At 62.2% G+C, this 18,008-nt stretch carries 20 protein-coding genes; 7 read left to right on the forward strand and 13 right to left on the reverse strand.

Annotation, left to right across the window (positions count from 1 at the left end; all coding sequences use genetic code 11):
* Nucleotides 1-49: 49 nt before the first annotated feature.
* The 7 genes from HWX76_RS33755 to HWX76_RS33785 all read right to left on the reverse strand — a co-directional run bounded on the left by HWX76_RS33755 (nt 50) and on the right by HWX76_RS33785 (nt 6,751).
* On the reverse strand, nt 50-811 hold the full coding sequence (locus HWX76_RS33755; RefSeq protein ID WP_089489586.1) for an SDR family NAD(P)-dependent oxidoreductase: 762 nt from the start codon (nt 809-811) through the stop codon (nt 50-52).
* Between the two features lie 57 nt (nt 812-868).
* Nucleotides 869-1,669 carry an SDR family oxidoreductase gene (locus tag HWX76_RS33760; protein WP_050012424.1) on the reverse strand — a complete coding sequence of 267 codons (801 nt, stop codon included), beginning with the start codon at nt 1,667-1,669 and terminating at the stop codon, nt 869-871.
* 295 nt (nt 1,670-1,964) lie between these two features.
* A complete protein-coding gene (locus tag HWX76_RS33765) occupies nt 1,965-2,726 on the reverse strand; it encodes a glycine betaine ABC transporter substrate-binding protein (RefSeq protein ID WP_050012425.1) in 762 nt (253 codons plus the stop codon).
* A gap of 28 nt (nt 2,727-2,754) precedes the next feature.
* Nucleotides 2,755-3,678 (reverse strand): DMT family transporter, encoded by a 924-nt coding sequence (locus HWX76_RS33770; RefSeq protein WP_176016969.1) that lies wholly within the window; start codon nt 3,676-3,678, stop codon nt 2,755-2,757.
* Nucleotides 3,679-3,768: 90 nt separating this feature from the next.
* On the reverse strand, nt 3,769-4,422 hold the full coding sequence (nfsB, locus tag HWX76_RS33775) for an oxygen-insensitive NAD(P)H nitroreductase (RefSeq protein ID WP_176016970.1): 654 nt from the start codon (nt 4,420-4,422) through the stop codon (nt 3,769-3,771).
* 36 nt (nt 4,423-4,458) lie between these two features.
* Nucleotides 4,459-5,682, reverse strand: a complete 1,224-nt coding sequence (locus HWX76_RS33780) for an L-dopachrome tautomerase-related protein (RefSeq protein WP_176016971.1) — start codon at nt 5,680-5,682, stop codon at nt 4,459-4,461.
* A gap of 61 nt (nt 5,683-5,743) precedes the next feature.
* Entirely contained in the window at nt 5,744-6,751 is a 1,008-nt protein-coding gene (locus HWX76_RS33785) for a zinc-binding alcohol dehydrogenase family protein (protein WP_176016972.1), read from the reverse strand.
* A gap of 140 nt (nt 6,752-6,891) precedes the next feature.
* Between HWX76_RS33785 and HWX76_RS33790 the strand changes: the two genes are divergently transcribed.
* The 4 genes from HWX76_RS33790 to HWX76_RS33805 all read left to right on the forward strand — a co-directional run bounded on the left by HWX76_RS33790 (nt 6,892) and on the right by HWX76_RS33805 (nt 9,966).
* Nucleotides 6,892-7,824 (forward strand): LysR family transcriptional regulator, encoded by a 933-nt coding sequence (locus HWX76_RS33790; protein ID WP_050012430.1) that lies wholly within the window; start codon nt 6,892-6,894, stop codon nt 7,822-7,824.
* A gap of 441 nt (nt 7,825-8,265) precedes the next feature.
* Nucleotides 8,266-8,637 (forward strand): BON domain-containing protein, encoded by a 372-nt coding sequence (locus HWX76_RS33795; protein ID WP_244138063.1) that lies wholly within the window; start codon nt 8,266-8,268, stop codon nt 8,635-8,637.
* Nucleotides 8,638-8,974: 337 nt separating this feature from the next.
* Nucleotides 8,975-9,511: a carboxymuconolactone decarboxylase family protein gene (locus HWX76_RS33800; protein WP_124631589.1), complete on the forward strand. Its 537-nt coding sequence runs from the start codon at nt 8,975-8,977 to the stop codon at nt 9,509-9,511.
* 161 nt (nt 9,512-9,672) lie between these two features.
* Nucleotides 9,673-9,966 (forward strand): putative quinol monooxygenase, encoded by a 294-nt coding sequence (locus tag HWX76_RS33805; protein ID WP_235590083.1) that lies wholly within the window; start codon nt 9,673-9,675, stop codon nt 9,964-9,966.
* Nucleotides 9,967-10,059: 93 nt separating this feature from the next.
* Here the strand turns inward: HWX76_RS33805 and HWX76_RS33810 are convergent, their stop codons facing one another.
* From HWX76_RS33810 to HWX76_RS33830, 5 genes are all read right to left on the reverse strand, one after another.
* A complete protein-coding gene (locus tag HWX76_RS33810; protein WP_050012434.1) occupies nt 10,060-10,779 on the reverse strand; it encodes an LrgB family protein in 720 nt (239 codons plus the stop codon).
* Nucleotides 10,769-11,137: a CidA/LrgA family protein gene (locus tag HWX76_RS33815; protein WP_050012435.1), complete on the reverse strand. Its 369-nt coding sequence runs from the start codon at nt 11,135-11,137 to the stop codon at nt 10,769-10,771. The genes HWX76_RS33810 and HWX76_RS33815 overlap by 11 nt, the downstream gene beginning before the upstream one ends.
* Before the next feature lie 221 nt (nt 11,138-11,358).
* Nucleotides 11,359-12,564: an MFS transporter gene (locus HWX76_RS33820; RefSeq protein ID WP_050012436.1), complete on the reverse strand. Its 1,206-nt coding sequence runs from the start codon at nt 12,562-12,564 to the stop codon at nt 11,359-11,361.
* A 175-nt stretch (nt 12,565-12,739) separates the two neighbouring features.
* Entirely contained in the window at nt 12,740-13,600 is an 861-nt protein-coding gene (locus HWX76_RS33825) for an N-acyl homoserine lactonase family protein (RefSeq protein WP_124631588.1), read from the reverse strand.
* 139 nt (nt 13,601-13,739) lie between these two features.
* The gene (locus HWX76_RS33830) at nt 13,740-14,288 is read right to left on the reverse strand and encodes a TetR/AcrR family transcriptional regulator (protein ID WP_050012438.1); all 549 of its coding nucleotides are present in this window, start codon (nt 14,286-14,288) and stop codon (nt 13,740-13,742) included.
* A 133-nt stretch (nt 14,289-14,421) separates the two neighbouring features.
* Here HWX76_RS33830 and HWX76_RS33835 point away from each other — a divergent pair, with 133 nt between their 5' ends.
* Both HWX76_RS33835 and HWX76_RS33840 read left to right on the forward strand, forming a co-directional pair.
* Nucleotides 14,422-14,649 carry a zinc ribbon domain-containing protein gene (locus HWX76_RS33835; RefSeq protein ID WP_235356167.1) on the forward strand — a complete coding sequence of 76 codons (228 nt, stop codon included), beginning with the start codon at nt 14,422-14,424 and terminating at the stop codon, nt 14,647-14,649.
* Between the two features lie 110 nt (nt 14,650-14,759).
* Nucleotides 14,760-15,224 (forward strand): hypothetical protein, encoded by a 465-nt coding sequence (locus tag HWX76_RS33840; protein ID WP_176016973.1) that lies wholly within the window; start codon nt 14,760-14,762, stop codon nt 15,222-15,224.
* 61 nt (nt 15,225-15,285) lie between these two features.
* Here the strand turns inward: HWX76_RS33840 and HWX76_RS33845 are convergent, their stop codons facing one another.
* A complete protein-coding gene (locus HWX76_RS33845; protein WP_050018297.1) occupies nt 15,286-15,489 on the reverse strand; it encodes a hypothetical protein in 204 nt (67 codons plus the stop codon).
* Nucleotides 15,490-16,169: 680 nt separating this feature from the next.
* Between HWX76_RS33845 and HWX76_RS33850 the strand changes: the two genes are divergently transcribed.
* Nucleotides 16,170-17,999, forward strand: a complete 1,830-nt coding sequence (locus HWX76_RS33850) for a WD40 repeat domain-containing protein (RefSeq protein ID WP_176016974.1) — start codon at nt 16,170-16,172, stop codon at nt 17,997-17,999.
* The last annotated feature ends 9 nt before the right edge of the window (nt 18,000-18,008 follow it).

Raw genomic sequence — 18,008 nt, forward strand, 5'->3', positions numbered from 1 at the left:
GGAAGGCGGCGTCGCAGGGCCGCCTTCCGGAGTCCTTCTTCGCGGCGCCTCAGGCTACCGGAATGGGGTTCTCGACGAGCGCCTGATTGAACTGATCGACGAACGCATACTCGTCGGGGCCGACGTTGTTACGCAGCGGCTGCGCCATCTCGACCACGACTTCCGTCGTCGCGGTTTCGAGACGCTGGATCGTCTCGGCGATGAAGGCGTCCAGCGGCATTGCTCGCGGATCACCACTCTTGTGGATCAGATCCGTGTCGACCCACGGCGGGGCGATTTCCAGCACGCGGACACTCGTATTGCGCAACGCAAAGCGTTGCGACATCGTGTACGAATGAATGGCCGCCTTCGTCGCGGAGTAGAGCGCCGTGGCAGCAAGCGGGACGAATGCCAGTACGGAGCTGTTGTTGATGATGAACGACTCGGGTTGCGCCTTCAGATGTTCGACGAGCGCGGCGCTGACACGCACCGGACCGAGCAGGTTCGTGTTCACGAGCCGGACGGCTTGCGCGTCGTCCAGCGCACCGCCGGCGTCATCGAACGGCATGATGCCCGCGTTGTTGATCACGACGTTCAGCGTCGGATAGTCCGCGATCAGCTGTCGCGCGACACGCTCGATCTGCGTGGGGTCGCCGACGTCCAGCTCCACGGTGTCGATACCCGGATTGGCCCGAGCGATCTCGTCCAGCAACGACTTGCGACGCCCCGCGACAATGACCTTGTTGCCACGCTTGTGAAGATTTTCTGCGAAAGCGCGGCCGATACCCGACGTGCCGCCGGTGATGAAGACAGTGTTTCCGGTGAGTTTCATGATCGGAGTTCCTTTGAATGGACGACTGGAGTGGTTGCGAAAAAAGGCTTGCTGCGCTTATTGCGCGACGGCGTAACGCGCCGCAGGGGTATTGCTCGAGAGATGGGGAATCATGACGCGGCGGGCGGCGTCGTATGCGGCCCATTCTTCTCCAGCGTGCAGCGATGGAATCGTGACGAGTTCCTGACGGTCGAAGCCGGTCAGCGCTGCGTCGACCATGTCGGAAGCCGACATGACGATCTCCTTCGGAAGGTTGTCCAGCGGGAGCCCGCCAATCTCCCAGAATTCCGTCGCCGTAGCGCCCGGGAGAACGGCCTGGACCTGCACGCCCTTGTCTGCCAGTTCGTGATGAAGGGACTGCGTGAAGGCCAGCGTGAATGCCTTGCTTCCGCCATACACGCCGTTCAGCAGCTCGGGCCCGATCGCAACGATGGACGAGATGTTGATAATCGCGCCGTGGCCGCGAGCGACGAAGCCGGGGGCTGCTGCATAGGTGAGGCGCGCCAGCGCCGTGACGTTGAGATCGATCATGCGCGTCATTGCGTCGACGTCGCTGTCGAGCAGCGGCTTATGCGTACCGACACCGGCATTGTTCACGAGCAGCGTGATGCTCGCGTCCGTGCGCAGCTTCGCTTCGATGGCGGCCAGCGCGCGCGAATCGCCGAGATCCGCGGCGATCACTTCGACACCGCGCTGCGTGTCGTCGGTAATGCGCTTCGCAAATGCGTCGAGCCGATCCTTGTTGCGTGCAACGAGAATCAGATCGAACCCGCGGCGTGCGAGTCGTTCGGCGTAGACCGCACCGATACCCGACGATGCGCCCGTGATCAGTGCGGTGCCTTTGTGTGCTTGCGTCATGATGTTGTTCCGTCAATGGTTACGAAGTGAATGACATATGCCGGGAAACGCCGAGCCGGTTGCGTAATCTCAGCCGGCTCGTTTCAGTCTTCCATTTCTCGGCGATTGCGATGTAGTGCGATGCAGTTTATTGGCGAGGCGACGTGTCGATCAACGCGCTCCGCCCATAAAGTCATTTCACCTACTCCGAATATTCGTTCTCGCGAACTGCATAACGGCCGTCGACGTTCGCGGCGGTTCTGGTCGATACGCGTCGTCTACGCGTTCGTCATCGACGGTGCTCGGCCGTGGCGCCTCAAGTCGTTCGCGGCGAGCCGGTGCGTGAGAGGACATGGTCCAGACGGCTCGTTTCCCGATTGCCGAGGCTGAGATTGCGCAGTTCGGACAATGCGGCCAACGGGATCGCGTCAAGCGACGCATTTCTGACAATCAACGTGGCGTCGTCCGTGCCGCCGAGCAGACCCTTCGGATCCTTGAGTTCGCGGATGGTGTATTGCTCGTGAAGATACTGTGGAGTCCAAAGAGGAACCACCACCCACCGCCTTGCGGAGACGGCCTCCTCGAAGGCGCGTACACAATCGTCGAGCGTGCCGTTCTCGAAGTGATACCCTGCGTCCGCCAGGCCGTACTGCGCGACGATTTCGCGGGAAAATCTGCTGATGCCCGCACCGGGATTGATGCCCTGGATCCGCTTCACCATCCGCGACGCCACATCCGGCCGTTTCAGATCGGAGATGGAGCTCACCGCGCTTTCGGGCACGTAGTCGGGTACGCCCCACAATGCATATGGCCGGTAAAGGACGGTGATCTTGTGCACGTCCTGCTCGAACGGAGCGAGGTAGAGACTATGACTACTGGGGAGCCACGCGCTGCTCAGCATGTCGGCTTTCCCTTCCCGCAGAATCCGGAAGGCTTCTTCGTGCGGTGCGAATATTTCGTCGACCGTTACGCCATGCTCGTTCAATATCCGCCGCACGGCGCCGGAGGCCGCGCGATGGAACGACAGGTCGATGGTAACGAGCGTGAGTCTGGGTTGAGTCGGGTCGAGATCGACCATGGCATTCTCCTGGTTCAGACAATCAAGGTCAGCGTGATGCGATAGAGAGCGCGATGCCGGCCACGATGAGAACGACGCTTGCCGCGAGTCCCGTCGTGAGATGCTCGTGAAGAAAGAGGACCGACGTCATGAGGCCGACGACGGGAACGCCTAACATCGCCGTCGCCATGCTCGTACTCGACATGCGCGTGTTGGCGGCATTCACCGCGCAAAAGCAAAATGCCGTTGCAATCGGACCGATGTAGATCAGCGCCGATGTCAGGCTGAGGCTGCCGTCGCCCGTGTAGGGTCCCTCGAGCACTCTTGCAAGCACGGCGAGCGGTACGGCGGCAACGAGCATTTGCCAGGGCGCGAGCACGTAGGCGCTCGACGCGCTGCGGAAATGCCGGAGATGAAGAATGCAGACCGCCCAGCACAGCGACGCGCCGAGCAGCATGACATGCGCGACAACGGCCTGACGATCGTGCCAGTCGACATCGAGCGGATTGAAAAGCAGCAGGACCCCGGCCACGCCAAGTGCCGTGCCGAATGCTTTACGCACGGACAGGTGCTCGCGAAATGCCAGCACCGACACGGGCGTTACCCAGATCGGCGTCGTATAGGCGAGCACGGCGGAACGGCCGGCGCTCACGTGGTGCAGCGCGACGGCGCTCATCGCGGTGAACGCCAACATCTGAAGCAAGCCGACGCTGGCGAGAAACGGAAGGTCGGCGCGCTTCGGCAAGCGCAGCGTTCCGGTCGCAGCTTGCACGACGAACAGGCACAGCGCCCCGGATGCGAACCTTGCTGTCGACAGCCACAGCGGTGTGACGTGCGCCAGGCCGAGCTTCATCGCCGGCCAGTTCGCACCCCACAACAAAATCGCCGCGCCCAATAACAGCGCACCGCCATATCTGGACAAGGGCACGGTCGCGGTGCGGCCGTGCGTGTCCATCCGAACCAACTCGGACATGATGACGCTCCTCGAAGTCGTGCAGCCGAGCGTGCGCGAAACGGTAGCTCGGAACGCTTGCCGCGCGCGCGGCAAGCCTGCTTCGGGTGATCAGATGAATGTGAATATCCGTTCGTGCGGCAGCCGCGATTTGGGCAGATCCGCGTTGAAGTCGTCGCCGCTGCGGAAACCCAGGGACACGATGACGACGCTCGTCAGGCCCTGTTCGCGCAGGCCGAGGCTCGCATCGAGCGCGCGGCTGTCGAACCCTTCCATCGGCGTTGCATCGACGCCGAGGACCGCCGCGCCGAGCAGCAGGCCGCCCAGCGCCAGGTAGACCTGCTTTTCCATCCATTGCGGCGTATCGCGCAGCTCGTATTTGTGCATGTCGACGTACGAGCGGCGGCTCTTGTTCTGCGCGGCGCGCATTTCGGCGGTCTTGAATCGACCATCTACCGATTCGCGTTCCAGAATGGCCTGAAGGTGTTCTTCGTCCAAATCAGTCCGCATGCACATCGCGATGACGTGCGATGCATTGACCACCTTGGCCTCGTTGTACGCATAGGCGCCCGTTGTGGCGGCCGCGATGCGCGCGCGGCCTTCCGGTGTCGCGGCCACCACGAAGTGCCACGGTTGGGAATTCACCGAGGACGGCGATTGGTGAAGCAGCGACAGCAATGTTTCGACCTGCGTGGCGGGCAGCGACTTGCCGCCCTCGAAGGCTTTGACGGTATGGCGGGCATGAATGGCGTCGGCGAGATTCATGTGCGGGACTCCGGTTGTCGGCGATGGCGAAAGGGATTAACGGGTCGGTGCGGGACCTGCGCCGATGCGTACGCGGAACAATGCGTACGGCTTCTGGCGCTCGTCCTTGCCGCCGTGGAATACCGGTTGGCGGTGAAGCTGGTTCGCAGTGAAGTAGAGGTAACCGTCCGGGCCGACCGACAGCGTGTCGGGCCACAGCACGCGCGGATCGTGCAGGATCGTCTGCCATTCGCCGCCCGGCTCGAGCTTGCGAATCGAGTTGTGCTCGTAATCGCCGGCATAGACATTGCCGCTCGCGTCGCTGGCAAGACCGTCGGACGCCCCTTTCTCCCCGAGATCCTTCACGGCGGCCGCCAGTTGCGCGTCGCTGATCGACGGATCGCGCAGCATCGCGGTCGGAATCGAGTAGAGATGGCGGCTCGACAGCGGGCAGTAGTAGAGGGTCTGGCCGTCCGCGGAGAGCGCGATGCCGTCGGACGCCACGGAAAAGGGCTTGGTGGTCCCGTTCGGGTCGCGGACTTTCAACGACTGGCCTTCGACGACCGGGACGAAGCGAGGATCCGCCGACGTCGACACGTCGCCGGTCAGGCGGCGTATCGCCTTTCCGCTGTCGAGGTCGATCACGATCAGGCCGCCGATGCCCGACAGCGAGGAGTCGGTCACGTAAGCGACTCCGGCCTTTCCGATGCGAAAATCGAAGCGCATGTCGTTCACATAGGTCTGGGCGCGCATCACGTTCGCGGGGAACACGATCGTCTTGACCACACGGTTCGTCTCCAGATCGACGGCGACGAGCTTGGCGCCGCCCGCGACCGGTTCCGAAAAATTCGGCGCGGCGGTGTCCAGCACCCAGAGCCGACCGCGACCGTCGGCGACCACGCTCTGGACGCTCAGGAAGTGCGCGGCCGGGTGCGACGCATCGGCGCGATTGATCTCCGCGTTCGGGTAGGCGACGACGCGACCGTCGCGCAATTCGCCGACTGTGAACGGCACGGTGTCCCCCCAGCGCGGGAAGTTCACGAAGATCCGGCCGCTTTCGGCAACCGTCACGCCGGTGGGCATCGGCCCGGAAAAGGTCGCGACCGTATCCATCGCACCGATCATGCGGTCGGCCGCCTGCACCGCGGGCGGTGCTGCTTGCGCGGACGGTTGTGCGAGCAAGGGGCTGGCGAACAGCGTGATACCCAGGCCGGCCGCCACCGCGGTTGCCGTGCGTCGGACGGAAGCGAATCTCGTGATGTGCTGATGCGGGAAGTGCATGTTGGTTCTCCGGGCTTGTCCAGCTTTTACGGAATGGCGATAAAGGGTGGGTCGGGTCGCTTCAAAAGCCTTCCAGCACGATCTTTCCCCGTGCGCGGCCGCTCTCGATGAGGGCATGGGCGCGTCGCAGGTTTTCGGCTTCGATGGTTCCGAAGTGATCGGCCATGGTCGTGCGCAACGTGCCGTCGTCGATCAGCGTGGAGACGCGCTCGAGAATGTCGTGCTGCCTGACCATGTCATCGGTTTCGAACAGGGAGCGCGTGAACATGAGCTCCCAATGAAGGGAAATCGACTTTCGCTTGAGCGGCATGGCGTCCAGCGTGTCGGGGTCGTCGATGACGGCAAGTCGCCCCTGCGGCGCGAGCGCCTCGACCAGCTGCGGGTAATGGACGTCCGTCTGCGTGAGGCTGGCTACGTAGCGCACCTGCGGCGCGCCGATGCGGCGCAATCCTTCGAGCAGCGGCTCGGTATGGTCGATGACGTCATGTGCACCGAGCGCTTGCGCCCATGCGCGCGTTTCGGGGCGAGATGCCGTCCCGATCACGCGCAACCGTGTCAGCCGACGTGCCAGCTGCGTCAGCATGGAGCCCACGCCGCCGGCTGCACCGACGATCAGCAGCGCATCGCCGTCGCCTCCGCCCTCGGCAATGCCCAGGCGATCGAAGAGCAGCTCCCACGCGGTCAGCGACGTCAGCGGCAATGCGGCCGCTTGAGCGTCGGAGAGGGTCGCGGGCTTGCGCCCTGCAATGCGCTCGTCGACGAGAACGTATTGCGCGTACGCACCGGGCCGGGAAATCGAGCCGGCAAAGAAGACCTTGTCTCCCGGCGCGAACATGGAAACGTTGCTGCCGATCGCCTCGACCGTTCCGACCGCATCCCAGCCCAGAATCCGCGGTTGCACGGTCGGGGAGCCGATACGCACCTTCGTGTCGACGGGATTGACGGCGATCGCGTCGACCTTCACCAGCAAGTCGCGCGGCTCGGCTTCGGGCTTGGACACCTCGGCATCAAAAAGGGACTCGGGATGGTCCGCGGGCAGGCCATGCTGTGTATAGACAACCGCTTTCATGGTTGAACTCCGAATGATGGTTGAGTGGCGCTGGGCTGCTCGCTGCAGACCGGGCGCCAGCGTGTGGATGAAATACTGCTCGACCGCGACTTCTGAAAAAACGAGTTACATTAGGGAGGACTTTCACTCCAGGAATGAAAATGGTTCGGCTCGAGGATCTTCAACTGTTCGTCAGGTCGGCCGCGCTTGGCAGCTTCTCGCGCGCGGCGAGGGAAGCCGATCTGCTGCCAGGGCAGGTGAGCGCCGCCATTCAAAGGCTGGAGCGGGAACTGGATACCCGCCTCTTTGCGCGTTCCACCCGAAGCCTGAAACTCACGGCGGAAGGCGAGCAGTACCTTCCGTACGCCGAAGAAGTGCTTTCCATGATTCACGAGGGGCGCGAGCGGTTGCACGGAGGAAAGCACGCGCTGCAAGGCACGTTGCGCATCACCGCACCGTCGGATATCGGACGCAATGCGTTGCTTTCGTGGCTCGGCGTATTCCGCGATGCGCATCCGAAGCTTGTGTTGAAGCTTTCGTTGTCCGATTACGTGACCGACGTATTTCGCGATCCCGTCGACGTGGCCATCCGCTACGGCGCGCCGGAGGCCGCGAGCTACGTCGCGCTTCCGCTCGCCGAAAGCAACCGGAGAGTGCTCGTCGCCGCTCCGGAATACCTGAAACGGCGGGGCTCGCCGGCATCGCTCGACGAACTGGTTTTGCACGAGTGCCTGCCCTTCGTGCTCGGCGGACGCGTCTACGACCGCTGGTCGTTTCCGACCAGCGGTGTGAGGCGGCAAGTCGCGGTGAAGGGCGTGCTGCTGTGCGACGATGCCGAAATCGCGAGGCGCTGGGCCGTCGAGGGCCGGGGAATCGCGTACAAGTCCTGGCTCGACGTTCATGACGACGTCAGGGCGGGACGGCTGCAGGTCTTGCTGCCGGAGCAGCGAGGCGAGGCGGCGCCGCTGAGCCTCGTGTGTCCGCACCGTCGCCAGTTTTCGCAGGCGGTCAGGTACCTCCACGCTCACCTGCGCGAGCAGATTTCGCCGATGATCGCCGCGATGCGCGATTACGTCGGCGACGCGATGGCATGACGCGGCCTTCTTCGTCGCGCGGCCGCCGCGGTGCGCGCCTGAATGCAGAAAGGCGCCCAACGTAGTATTCATCGGTTTCTCACTCCAATGGGGGACGGCATGCCGTCCCGAAATTTCGTCAGCGTCGGTCTTTGCGGCTCGCGGACGCTGGTTTCCGATCCCGTTGCCGATAATCGAGCGCAGGCCGGCGAGCAGCACATGCAATGAGTTTGCCGTTTCGATGTGGGCCGGAAAATCGTCTCGCCGTGTATTCGAGCTAGTCGAAAATAATGAATGCACCTATGCGTCGGTATAGGTGGCCGACGGGCGTCGTGCTGAATGCAGCGAGCGCATTGAAAGCTGTTTTAGGAGAAACGCCATTGAGAGCGGATAAATGTTTTCTTAGCATTCAGTCGGGTTTTATCCCCGGATAACTTTCCGCTCACATTGGCTAAGGAGAAGATGATGAAGAAAACCATTGCGTCGATGCTCTACGTAACCTATTTGGCTTTCGGTATGTCGGTCCATGCAGCGGAGCAGACGCCTGCACCGTCGTCGGATCAGGTCGTCGGCCAGAAGGAAGCGACGAAGAGCGAAAAGAAGGCGCAACGCGCTGCCGATCGCGCGCTGTCGCGGCAAATCGTATGGGCGCTGTCGAAAGCGAAAGGGCTGAATGCAATCAACGTGATGGTGCTCGCTCGCCACGGTGCCGTGACGCTGACCGGATACGTGCCCGACAGCGAACAGGTGCAGCTCGCCGGTGACAGTGCCGCTCGCGTCGCAGGCGTGACGTCCGTCGCCAACAATCTGGTGCCGGGCGAGCCGGGCCGCTGATTCCCGTCACCGCGACCCGTCGTGCGCATACGGCTGCGTTCGCGCACGGCCCGCGCCTGCGCGGCGCGAATGCGCGAGGCCCGTTGCTGAGTAAAGTCAGTTTTCGGGTAAATCGCATTCAGATTCAAATCGCAATTTCTTATGATGACGACTGCCGTAATCGAGTAGTCGCCGCCGGTTTGCGATGCCGGAGCGTTCTCATGCGGTTTTCGTGGCTGCATTTATTGGATTGATTATTTCTCGGTAAAAAACGAGATGCAGTCGCTGACTCGTCATCGCCGCCATCGTGCCGGCCGTTTCCAGCCGGCATTTCATTATTCAACCCGTTGAGGAATTTATGACACGCTTGACTACTCTGAAGCCGTCGGAAGCAACCGGCGAAACCGCGGCCGTATTCGGTCAGATCAAGGCCGCACTCGGGAAAGTACCGAACGCCTACGCGACCATCGGCACGCACAGCCCGGCCGGTCTCGCGGCCATGTTGAACGTCGACGCAGCCATCGCGGCAAGTTCGCTGGATCAGGCCGATGTTGAAGCGGTGCGTCTCGCGGTCAGCGCGCTGTCCGGCTGTGACTATTGCCTTGCCGCTCATACGATGCTCGGCAAGATGTCCGGTCTCACGCCGGAAGTGATGAAGAATATCCGTGCCGGTCGCGTGTCCGGCGATGCTCGGCGTGATGCGCTACTCTCGTTCGTGCGATCGATTGCGACGACGCGCGACACCGTACCCGCCGACGTGCTGCAGGCCGTGCTGGCGGCCGGGTATACCGAGCGCCAGGTCATCGAGATCATTCTCGTCATGACGTCGATCCTCTTCACCAATCTGGTGAACCGTGTGAACGACACGACGCTGGACTTTCCGGCGGTCGACTGAACGGGGCGGGCGCCGGGTCGACCGGCGCCTCACCCGTGGTATTTCCTGGCGAAACGTCATGCAGCGCCCATCGGGCGCTGCTTGATTTCGTACGCGTGAAGCACGTTGTCGAGGTGCGCCGCGACGATATGGCAGTTCGAATGAACCCTTTGAGATGGAGGATGAAAATGACCAGGCAGTTTGTCGTTGCAACGATTACCGCAGATCCGCAACACGCCGCCATGGTGGAAGCGGCGTTGTTGGCGGCCGTCCCGGTTGTCCGTACCGAGGAAGGATGCGAGCAGTATGACCTGCATCGGGACCGCGAAGCGCCTCATCGCTTTACGATGCTCGAGCGATGGCGGGACGAGCGCGCGCTCGACATCCATGGCAAAGCGCCGGCATTCCGGAAACTGGCGAGCGAGCTCGAAGGCAGGGCGACGCTGCACGTGGTACTGCTCGAGAAGCTGATCTGAGCGAGCGGAAATCATCCCATGTGACGACGCGGCGACCGGATTGATTCCGGCCGCCGTGATTTTTGGTGGCCGGAAGCGGCGCGGCGGGGTGGCTCATCGCGCGAGCAGCGCCAGTACCGGCGCGACAACGGCGGTGAGCACACCGTTCATTCCGATGGCGAGACCGCCGAACGCGCCCGCCGTTTCGTTGACGGCCAGCATGCGCGCCGTCGCGAGTCCGTGGCCTGCCGTTCCGGCCGCAAGCCCGTGCGCGCGGGCATCCGTTATTCGCATGGCCTTCATCGCTACACCGATCTGCAGAACCGCTGCGATGCCGGTAAACAGCGTGAACGTCGCGGTCAGCGACGGGTCGCCGCCTATGTGGCGGGAGATGCTCATCGCGACGGGGGTCGTCGCCGAATGTGCAATCAGCGACGTCGTCACGACGGGCGCGGCACCGAGCGCCTTGCTGATGAACGCGGCGCTGCCCGCGGACACGATCGAGCCGCTCGCGAGCGCAGGGACGAGCGCGCGAGCCGTTCGGCGAATGTGATGCAAGCTGCGGAACATCGGGATGGCGAGCGCCACGGTCGCCGGCCCCAGCAGAAAGTGGACGTACTGTGCGCCTGCGAAGTAGTCACGGTAGGGGATGCCCGTGGCCGCCAGGAACGCGACCAGGATCACCACGGCGATGAGCACCGGATGCGCCAGCACATTTCCCCGCATGGCGCGATTCGCGGCCAGGCCGGCACGATAGGCGAGAAGCGTTGCCAGCAAGCCCCAGAGCGGCTGGTGCCGGAGCACGGCCCAAACGGGCGAGAGATCAGACATCATCTTTTGCTTCCGATTCGGCGCGAAGCGTTTTGCTGAGGCGCTCCATGATCCATCCCGTCGTGGCCAGGCCGAGCAACGTCGACACGAAGATGGAGGCGGCGATGCGCCACCAGTCCGCGGTCAACTGATGGAATCCTGTCACGAGGCCGGTCGCCGCGGGCACGAACAGCATCGCGAGCCATGACAGCAGGCTTTTGCTGAATCCTTCCAGTTCCGGTGAAGGGCCGCCGTTCCTGACGAGAAAGGCGAGCAGTAGCAGCATGCCGATCAACGGACCAGGAACGGGCGCACCCGTCAGATGCGCGAGCGTCTCGCCAATGAGCTGGCTGGCGAGGAGGGTTGACAAGGCATTCAACATGCGGTTCCGGCCTCATGGTTCGTGTGCATGGGAGTGGTATCCGAATTGTCGTCGGCCGCTTTGCCGCGGTGTAGCCCGAAACACCGAGAAACAGTTTCTGCGACAAACGGAAAAAGGCATCCGCCCGCACCGGGTCGGCACTGCCATGCGCGGTGCCCCGTCGGCATCCGACGTTCACGAGATGGCGGCATGCGCACATGCCGGCGCGATGCGCCGGCCGCCTATGACGGAAGGGATGGCGCGTGCACGGCGGCACCGGCCTTGATCTTGACCGACGCACGGGACACGAGCAGGCTGCCCGTCGCCAGTGCAAGAAAGACCAGCGAGCTGCCGATCGACCCCGTCAGGCCGAACGCGGGATAGACCCACCCCGCGACGGCGGACCCGACGCCGATTCCGCAAAACACGAACGATGCGGTCAGGGCCAACGCAATGCCGCGCCAGTGCGGCATCAGCTCGACGATGCGCCGTTGCTGCGACGGCCACAGCAGATCGGTTGCGAATGCCCACGCCGTCAGCGCGACGAAAAGAAGGTGCAGGCTCGGCGGCGTAAACCAGAGAAACACCAGGTCCGCCGCGAGCAGCGCCAGGCCGGCGAGCAGCATGGCTTCCGCGCTATGGCGCCGGGCGGCGCGCGTGACGAAGAGGTTGCCCGCGACGCCGGCTACGCCGAGCACCACGAGGGAGGTCGACACCATGTCGGCGCCCGCGTGGAACACGTCGCGGATGATGGGCGCGATAAAGGCGTACGTCGAATAGACGCCGGCCGCGATGAAGAACACGACGAGGAACGCACTGAGCGTATCGATGCGCGTCAGAAGCGAGACCATCGTCGAGAATTCGATGTTCTCGCCTTTGCTCGTGTCGGGCACGGCCCAGACGATGAGCGCGGCGGTCGCGGCGCCGGCGAGCCCGACCGCGACGAAAAGCGACCGTGCGCCCCACGCGTGCGCGATCCATGCGGACAGCGGCATTCCCACCAGGCCCGCGACGCTCAGGCCGAGCAGCACGCTCGCAATCGCGCTGCCTTGCTGGTCGCGCTCGACGAGGCTCGAGCCCAATGCGCCGAGTACGGGGCCGATGAAACCTGCACCGAGCCCCATCAGCACGCGTGACAGCAGCAGCACCGGGTAATTCGGCGCGGCCGCGAGGAGGAGCGCTGCCGCACTGAACAGCGCCAGGCCGAGCAGTACCTGGCGCCGGCGCCGCAGATGGCCGAAACCGACTTGCAGCAGCGGAGCGGCGAAGGCGAACGTCACGCCGAACACGGTAACGAGGTAGACGCTTTGCGAATCCGCGAGTCCCCATTGACGGGATATCGCATCGAGGCTGCCGACGACGGACAGCGCGCCCGTCGCCTGGACGAAGTACGCGAGACTGAGGATGCGGAGCGCGCGCGCCGTGCGCGCGGAAAAGGGCGTAGCCATCAGGGTTCCTTTCGAGGCTCGAGAAGTACGCGCCCCGTTACGCTGCGACGGGCACGCACCGGGTCGCCAACTAAGTGCCGAGCGCGTGCCGAACCAGACCGGACATCGCGTGCAATGCGCCCGCGGCGATAATCAGAAGTCCGACGCTTCGACGCAGAAGGGCGCGCATGGCGGGTCAATGCTGCGTCAAGGGCGTGTAATTCGCCGCCTTCGTGACATCGGCGTGCGGATTCGAGATGGCGTTTTCCATCACGCCGACCACTTTGCCGCCGCTTACCAGCGCTGGCACGTCGTGACTGGGCAGCAGGAAGCGGCTCGTCGCGAGCGCGCGCTTGATCGCGCGCTTCTCGTCGAGCGTTGACATCGCGCGATTGGCGGTGATCGTCGGCTCGTGCGCAGCCTGATCGAGGATCGGATCGATCAACTGATCCTGCAGGTTGTAAGCGATGTCGCCGCTGATGTTCGCGATTCCCTCGTCGGTTTCAACGAGCACCGACAGCGACCCCGGCGTATGGCCGCCCGACAGGCGAACCGCGACGCCCGGAATGACTTCCTCTTCGAACGTGCCGTCGACGTCGAACAGCCGGATTGCTCCGCGCGTGTGCAGGCGGTCGATCAGATGCTTCGTGTCGGCCGCGGTATACATCAACGGGCCCATGATTCCGGAGGCCGCGAATTCCAGCTCGCGGCGCGAGATGCCGACCGTGGTCGTCATCGGAAACCGATCGGTCATGCCGACGTGATCGATATGCGCATGCGTATGCACGATGTGACGGATGTCGGCCATCTTCAGGCCATGTTGCGCAAGGTGATGCTCGATCGTCATTTCCGGGGTGACTTCGTACGGCAGGCCGAACGCCGCGTACTGCTCGACGCTGCGCGACCCCGTATCGACGAGCACGGGCTCGGTGCCGCCCGTGATCAGAAACCCGAGCACCGGTATCGTCACCTGCTTGCCCGGTTCGCGAAACAGGACGAGGCCGCTCGAATCCAGCGACATGTTGCCGAAGTTGATCGGGTGAATCTTCAAGCTCATGGCTGCTCTCCGCTGTGGATCGGCACGTTATTGAACCGATCGGTTCATTATGTGCGGATAAGTGATGTGGCGCCAATTAAAAAAAACCAATCGGTTCAAAATGGTCGGCCTATCGATGGGCGGCCGCCCGGCCCGCGCGTCAGAGCAGCCGTAACGCCTGCATGAATGCGCCGACCGCGTCCTGTTCAGCGGCGGCGGGGAGGTTGCGTTCGATGCAGTAACCGGTAAAGAACACCGTCACGAGGGTGGCGATGGCCGCGGCGGGCAGTCGGTGTGCCTCCGCCTCGATGTTCTCGACGATGTGCGGCATCAGCCGGTGGTGATACGCGCCGACCACGTTGCGCACGCGTTCGGACAGCGACGGAAATTCGCGGATCGAATTGACGGAGAAGCAGCCTACGCAGCCGTCCTCTTGCGGATCGCCCAGCCGTAGAAAGCGCTCGATGTTGCCGTAGCCCTTCGGTTCCGCGGTGAGAATTTGCAGAGCACCGCGATGTTCGTAGTAGTAGACGAGGGTATGCAGGAACAGGTCTTCCTTGTCCTCGAACTCCGAATAGAGGCCGGACTTATTGACGCCGGTCGCTTGTTCCAGTTGCTGGAGCGACGTGCCGGCGAAGCCGTACTTCCAAAAGAGCGGGAGGGTCTTTTGCAGCACGCCTTCGCGACTGAATTTCTTGGGTCTGCCCATGTCCGTCACACCGTGTGATGATATCAACCATTTTAAACCGAACGGTTCTTTTGGGTGTTTTCGGTAGTACCGAGGACCGGGTAATCGTCCTTTTCGTGCACGTCTTTAAGACGGGTTCTGTTCAGGAGGCATCATGTCCGTGCTGTACGTGTATCGCTGCCGAGCCTGCGGCCAACGCGGCGAGGTTCATCACCCGGACGACAGCGACGACGGCGCGGCCGCTACCTGCGCGAAGTGCTACGAGCCGGTCACGCTGGAGTGGGACGGCGGTGTGACGCTCGAAGTCGCGCCGTACGACGGCGGGCCGACACCCGACGAGATCAAGGCGATGCGGCAGCGTGGCCGGCGCGCCCGGGCGTAGGCCGCCGCGCTGCTCGGCGTGAAGGAGCGCCAGGTCCAGCGCTGGGAGGCCGGCCATGACGTACTGTTTTGTTATGCTCTGGTGTGATCGCATGGAATCAGAGACGAACGATGCTCATTCGAGAACAAGGGCGCCTCATCAAGTTGCTTCGGGCCGCGCCGCCGAAGCGGCCTTCCATCAGGGCGCGGGCGCGCGAATGCGTCATCGGTACGTTTCGTGTCGATGAACCTGTCCCGACTGGGCTGCTTGACACTCTGTCCCGCGACGAGCGCAAGCTGCTCGAGCGATGGCTCGAAGCATATCGGGAAAGCAAGGCGCGCGATCAAGTGCGCCCCGTGCTGGCCGGCGCACCCGAACAGCTCGAGAGGCTCGTTGGTGCGCTCGAAGTGGCGGCCGACACTTTGTCGAGCGCCGAAGCAGATCAGATTTGGGCGCAGCTTCATGCGATTGCGCGCACGTTGAAGAGAGCGGGGCATCCGCGGCCGCGAGCAGCACGTCGGTCGCCGGCGGCACTGCCAGGGCAGCAGGACTTCTTTGGTGAATTCGACGAGCTCGAGCGGCTGGCCGAACAATGAACATGCGCCGCTTGATCTTCTCTATGCGAGGCGGACGGGCAGAGGTTGGCGCACCGGTCGTCTACAACAACGACATCTGGCTCGATGTGCTTTCGTCGATCGCCTGATCGGTTTCCTTCGCGGGCCGGTTCCGCCGAGCTGCGGATTGCGCATGCCCGTTTGGCACTTCAATTTCAGTGATCTGCTGATACTTACGTGCCCAGTCGGCCCCGAGTACATCGGCGGAGAACACGACACCCGGCGCAATCTGAACAAGCTGGCTCATCGGCAGGTCTTCCTAAGCGGACTGAACGTCGAAGTGCGCAGCGGCGTAGCGCGCGCTGCAGTTTCACACTTCGACGCCGTTACGGGTGGGGGTCAAGATTCGATGGAAATCAACACTGAACGCATTGCGGGGTTTATCTCTGGTTATTTCAGCATTCAAGCGAGACACTTACAAATCAATAACTTACTTATTATTAAACGATATATTACATTTCTCATAATGAGGGATCTGGCGTGCATCAAAACTTTTTTGATGTGGTCAAAAAATGTTGACGCGACGTTTTTTGTCTGGAAATATCGTGCGAACATTCGAAGCGAACCTAATGACAGAGACGGCTCTCCATTGATTCGCTTCGCGCAATAGGCAGAAGATTTTCAGTTTTTCAGGAATCGCCGTTCGATCAAGGTGACCCCACCTTTTCGATCCGGCAGTGGATCACCTCGCCTCGGCGACGTGAAGGGCCATTTCGGCCAATAGTGCGCATGTGGTTTTTGCGTTCTTAAATTTACATTTAGGAATACGAAAATGGAAAAGACGAGCACAACCCGCCCGGATCGTGCGGTTAAGATCTTCACGCAAAAGTAACGGCATCATCTGTAGGTCGTTCCGCATGGTTTGGCGTTACGCCATGCGGAACGACTCGTTCGGAGTCGATTGGAACGAATGCGCGACCATAAACCATGCACCATATCAATTCCCTGGCCTATTTCAGAGAGGATGGTCTTTTTGTTCTAGGTGACAAGAAAGGAAGTGTAGAACTGGTTAATTCGGAGGACCTGAAAACTGTCTCTCTGACGAGCGTTGGCAGCACAACGATTCAGGCCATCTCGGTTTGCGACGCGCGTCATCTCGTGGCCACACTGAACAAGAATTTCACGATCACGATATTGAAGGTTTCATATGAAAATCTTGAAATCGTCACGTCGATCAACAGTCTCGAGTACATGGTTGAAGACGGTTATCAGATTGCCTTTTCGGAAAGTCAGGAAATAGCGTTCAGTCCTGGTGGTCATCGGATTGCGGTGAACGGTCCGACCGGGCAGACGCTGATCTTCGATCTGAACGATGCGATGCAGATCGTCGCGTGGCGCTCGTTGCGGCATGAAAGCCCGGCGGCACCGACCACCGCAGCATGGGCGTCCGATACCGTTCTGCTGGTTGGCCTGATTGATGGCAGCATTGTGCGTTATGACTATCAGAGCGAGCACCAGACGCTGACCCGCATCGAGGGCATCAACGAAACGATACACTGGTTCGAGCGCGAGCCGTCCGGCACATGGCTTGTCGCGACAGACGCACGGCGTCTAGTTCGGTTCGACGACCGGACGCTCGAATATGAGATCGGCCCTCCATTCGCGAACGACGATTTCGAGCACGTGACGCGCGAGCCGTCGACGGGCAAGATCTTCGCGTCGTCGTTCGATCGCAACGTGTACGAGATCGACCCGTTGTCGCTAGCACCGACGCGCGTCGCATTCAAGGCGCCGTTCAAGCTGCGCTGGATCCGGGCCGGCACGGAAGCGGGTGCGGTGAAGCTGTACCTGCAAGTCCGGAACGGCAGCTTCCTGAAAGTGGATTACGACACCGGGCACGTGGAGGCGGCGATTCATACGGCGCTTCCAGCTCTATGGAGCGCCGCCTATTTCGGCAACGATTTGGTGATCGGTGGCGAGGGGGGGCTGTTCCGCGCAGTAGGCGACACCGTCGCCGGCTGGCCCTCGCCGGGCGACGACGACATCGTCCCGGGCGGTCACTACATCAAGCGTCTGGTGTCGCATGGCAACAAGCTGGCTTGCGGGACGTCTGCGAAGACGATGGTCCTCGTCGATCCGGACGGTATCCGCCGCCGCGAAGTTGGCGCGGCAGTCCGCGATCTGGCCTTCGTCGACGCCGAGACGGTGCTGGCATGCTTGGAGGATGGCAGTCTGGTCGAGATCCCATGGCGACATTCCGACGCCTGCCGGACGGTCTTCAAGAGTGCCAGCGAGCCGCTCTGGTCGCTGGCGATCCACCCGGACAACCGAACAGTCGCGGTCGGCGAGCGGATGGGCCGAATCGTCATTCTGACGCGCGACGACGCAGGCGAGATGCAGGAAGTGATCGACACATCGTCGCGCATCCCCAAGCGGATGAAATGGCTGAATCAGGACGTCTTGCTCGCGGTGCACAGCTCCGCGATCGACAGGATTACGTGCGTCGCCGGCAAGTGGCGCCATGACGAGAATTTTTACAACGGCCAATCGAACACCGTCGAGGATTTCCTCGCGCTCGAGAACGGCAAGTTTCTGGTCGGCATCACATATAACAAACTGATCATGGTGTGGGACGTTGCTACGGGCGAACTTCTGAGTTCGAGCTACTGGGACTTCGACTACGCGAAGGGGATGATTCGAGTCCAAGACTCGGAGAGTGAATTCCTAGTCTACGGCCGCGACATGATCATGAAGCAGTTTTGCCTGCACGATGCGCAGGTGATCTGCATGAAGATATTCGAGAAGACGAAGCACTGAATCTTTCAC

The organism is Burkholderia sp. BCC0398 (genome assembly GCF_902833245.1).
Lineage (GTDB): Bacteria > Pseudomonadota > Gammaproteobacteria > Burkholderiales > Burkholderiaceae > Burkholderia > Burkholderia sola.

Excerpts from the sequence above, each read along its gene's own strand:
- HWX76_RS33790 (WP_050012430.1), top strand. The coding sequence starts at position 6,892 with ATGGTTCGGCTCGAGGATCTTCAACTGTTCGTCAGGTCGGCCGCGCTT.
- HWX76_RS33825 (WP_124631588.1), bottom strand. The coding sequence starts at position 13,600 with ATGAGCTTGAAGATTCACCCGATCAACTTCGGCAACATGTCGCTGGAT.
- HWX76_RS33810 (WP_050012434.1), bottom strand. The coding sequence starts at position 10,779 with ATGATGTCTGATCTCTCGCCCGTTTGGGCCGTGCTCCGGCACCAGCCG.
- HWX76_RS33770 (WP_176016969.1), bottom strand. The coding sequence starts at position 3,678 with ATGTCCGAGTTGGTTCGGATGGACACGCACGGCCGCACCGCGACCGTG.
- HWX76_RS33785 (WP_176016972.1), bottom strand. The coding sequence starts at position 6,751 with ATGAAAGCGGTTGTCTATACACAGCATGGCCTGCCCGCGGACCATCCC.
- HWX76_RS33760 (WP_050012424.1), bottom strand. The coding sequence starts at position 1,669 with ATGACGCAAGCACACAAAGGCACCGCACTGATCACGGGCGCATCGTCG.
- nfsB (WP_176016970.1), bottom strand. The coding sequence starts at position 4,422 with ATGAATCTCGCCGACGCCATTCATGCCCGCCATACCGTCAAAGCCTTC.
- HWX76_RS33830 (WP_050012438.1), bottom strand. The coding sequence starts at position 14,288 with ATGGGCAGACCCAAGAAATTCAGTCGCGAAGGCGTGCTGCAAAAGACC.
- HWX76_RS33755 (WP_089489586.1), bottom strand. The coding sequence starts at position 811 with ATGAAACTCACCGGAAACACTGTCTTCATCACCGGCGGCACGTCGGGT.
- HWX76_RS33815 (WP_050012435.1), bottom strand. The coding sequence starts at position 11,137 with ATGTTGAATGCCTTGTCAACCCTCCTCGCCAGCCAGCTCATTGGCGAG.
- HWX76_RS33850 (WP_176016974.1), top strand. The coding sequence starts at position 16,170 with ATGCACCATATCAATTCCCTGGCCTATTTCAGAGAGGATGGTCTTTTT.
- HWX76_RS33765 (WP_050012425.1), bottom strand. The coding sequence starts at position 2,726 with ATGGTCGATCTCGACCCGACTCAACCCAGACTCACGCTCGTTACCATC.
- HWX76_RS33780 (WP_176016971.1), bottom strand. The coding sequence starts at position 5,682 with ATGCACTTCCCGCATCAGCACATCACGAGATTCGCTTCCGTCCGACGC.
- HWX76_RS33835 (WP_235356167.1), top strand. The coding sequence starts at position 14,422 with ATGTCCGTGCTGTACGTGTATCGCTGCCGAGCCTGCGGCCAACGCGGC.
- HWX76_RS33845 (WP_050018297.1), bottom strand. The coding sequence starts at position 15,489 with ATGAGCCAGCTTGTTCAGATTGCGCCGGGTGTCGTGTTCTCCGCCGAT.
- HWX76_RS33820 (WP_050012436.1), bottom strand. The coding sequence starts at position 12,564 with ATGGCTACGCCCTTTTCCGCGCGCACGGCGCGCGCGCTCCGCATCCTC.
- HWX76_RS33795 (WP_244138063.1), top strand. The coding sequence starts at position 8,266 with ATGATGAAGAAAACCATTGCGTCGATGCTCTACGTAACCTATTTGGCT.
- HWX76_RS33840 (WP_176016973.1), top strand. The coding sequence starts at position 14,760 with ATGCTCATTCGAGAACAAGGGCGCCTCATCAAGTTGCTTCGGGCCGCG.
- HWX76_RS33800 (WP_124631589.1), top strand. The coding sequence starts at position 8,975 with ATGACACGCTTGACTACTCTGAAGCCGTCGGAAGCAACCGGCGAAACC.
- HWX76_RS33805 (WP_235590083.1), top strand. The coding sequence starts at position 9,673 with ATGAAAATGACCAGGCAGTTTGTCGTTGCAACGATTACCGCAGATCCG.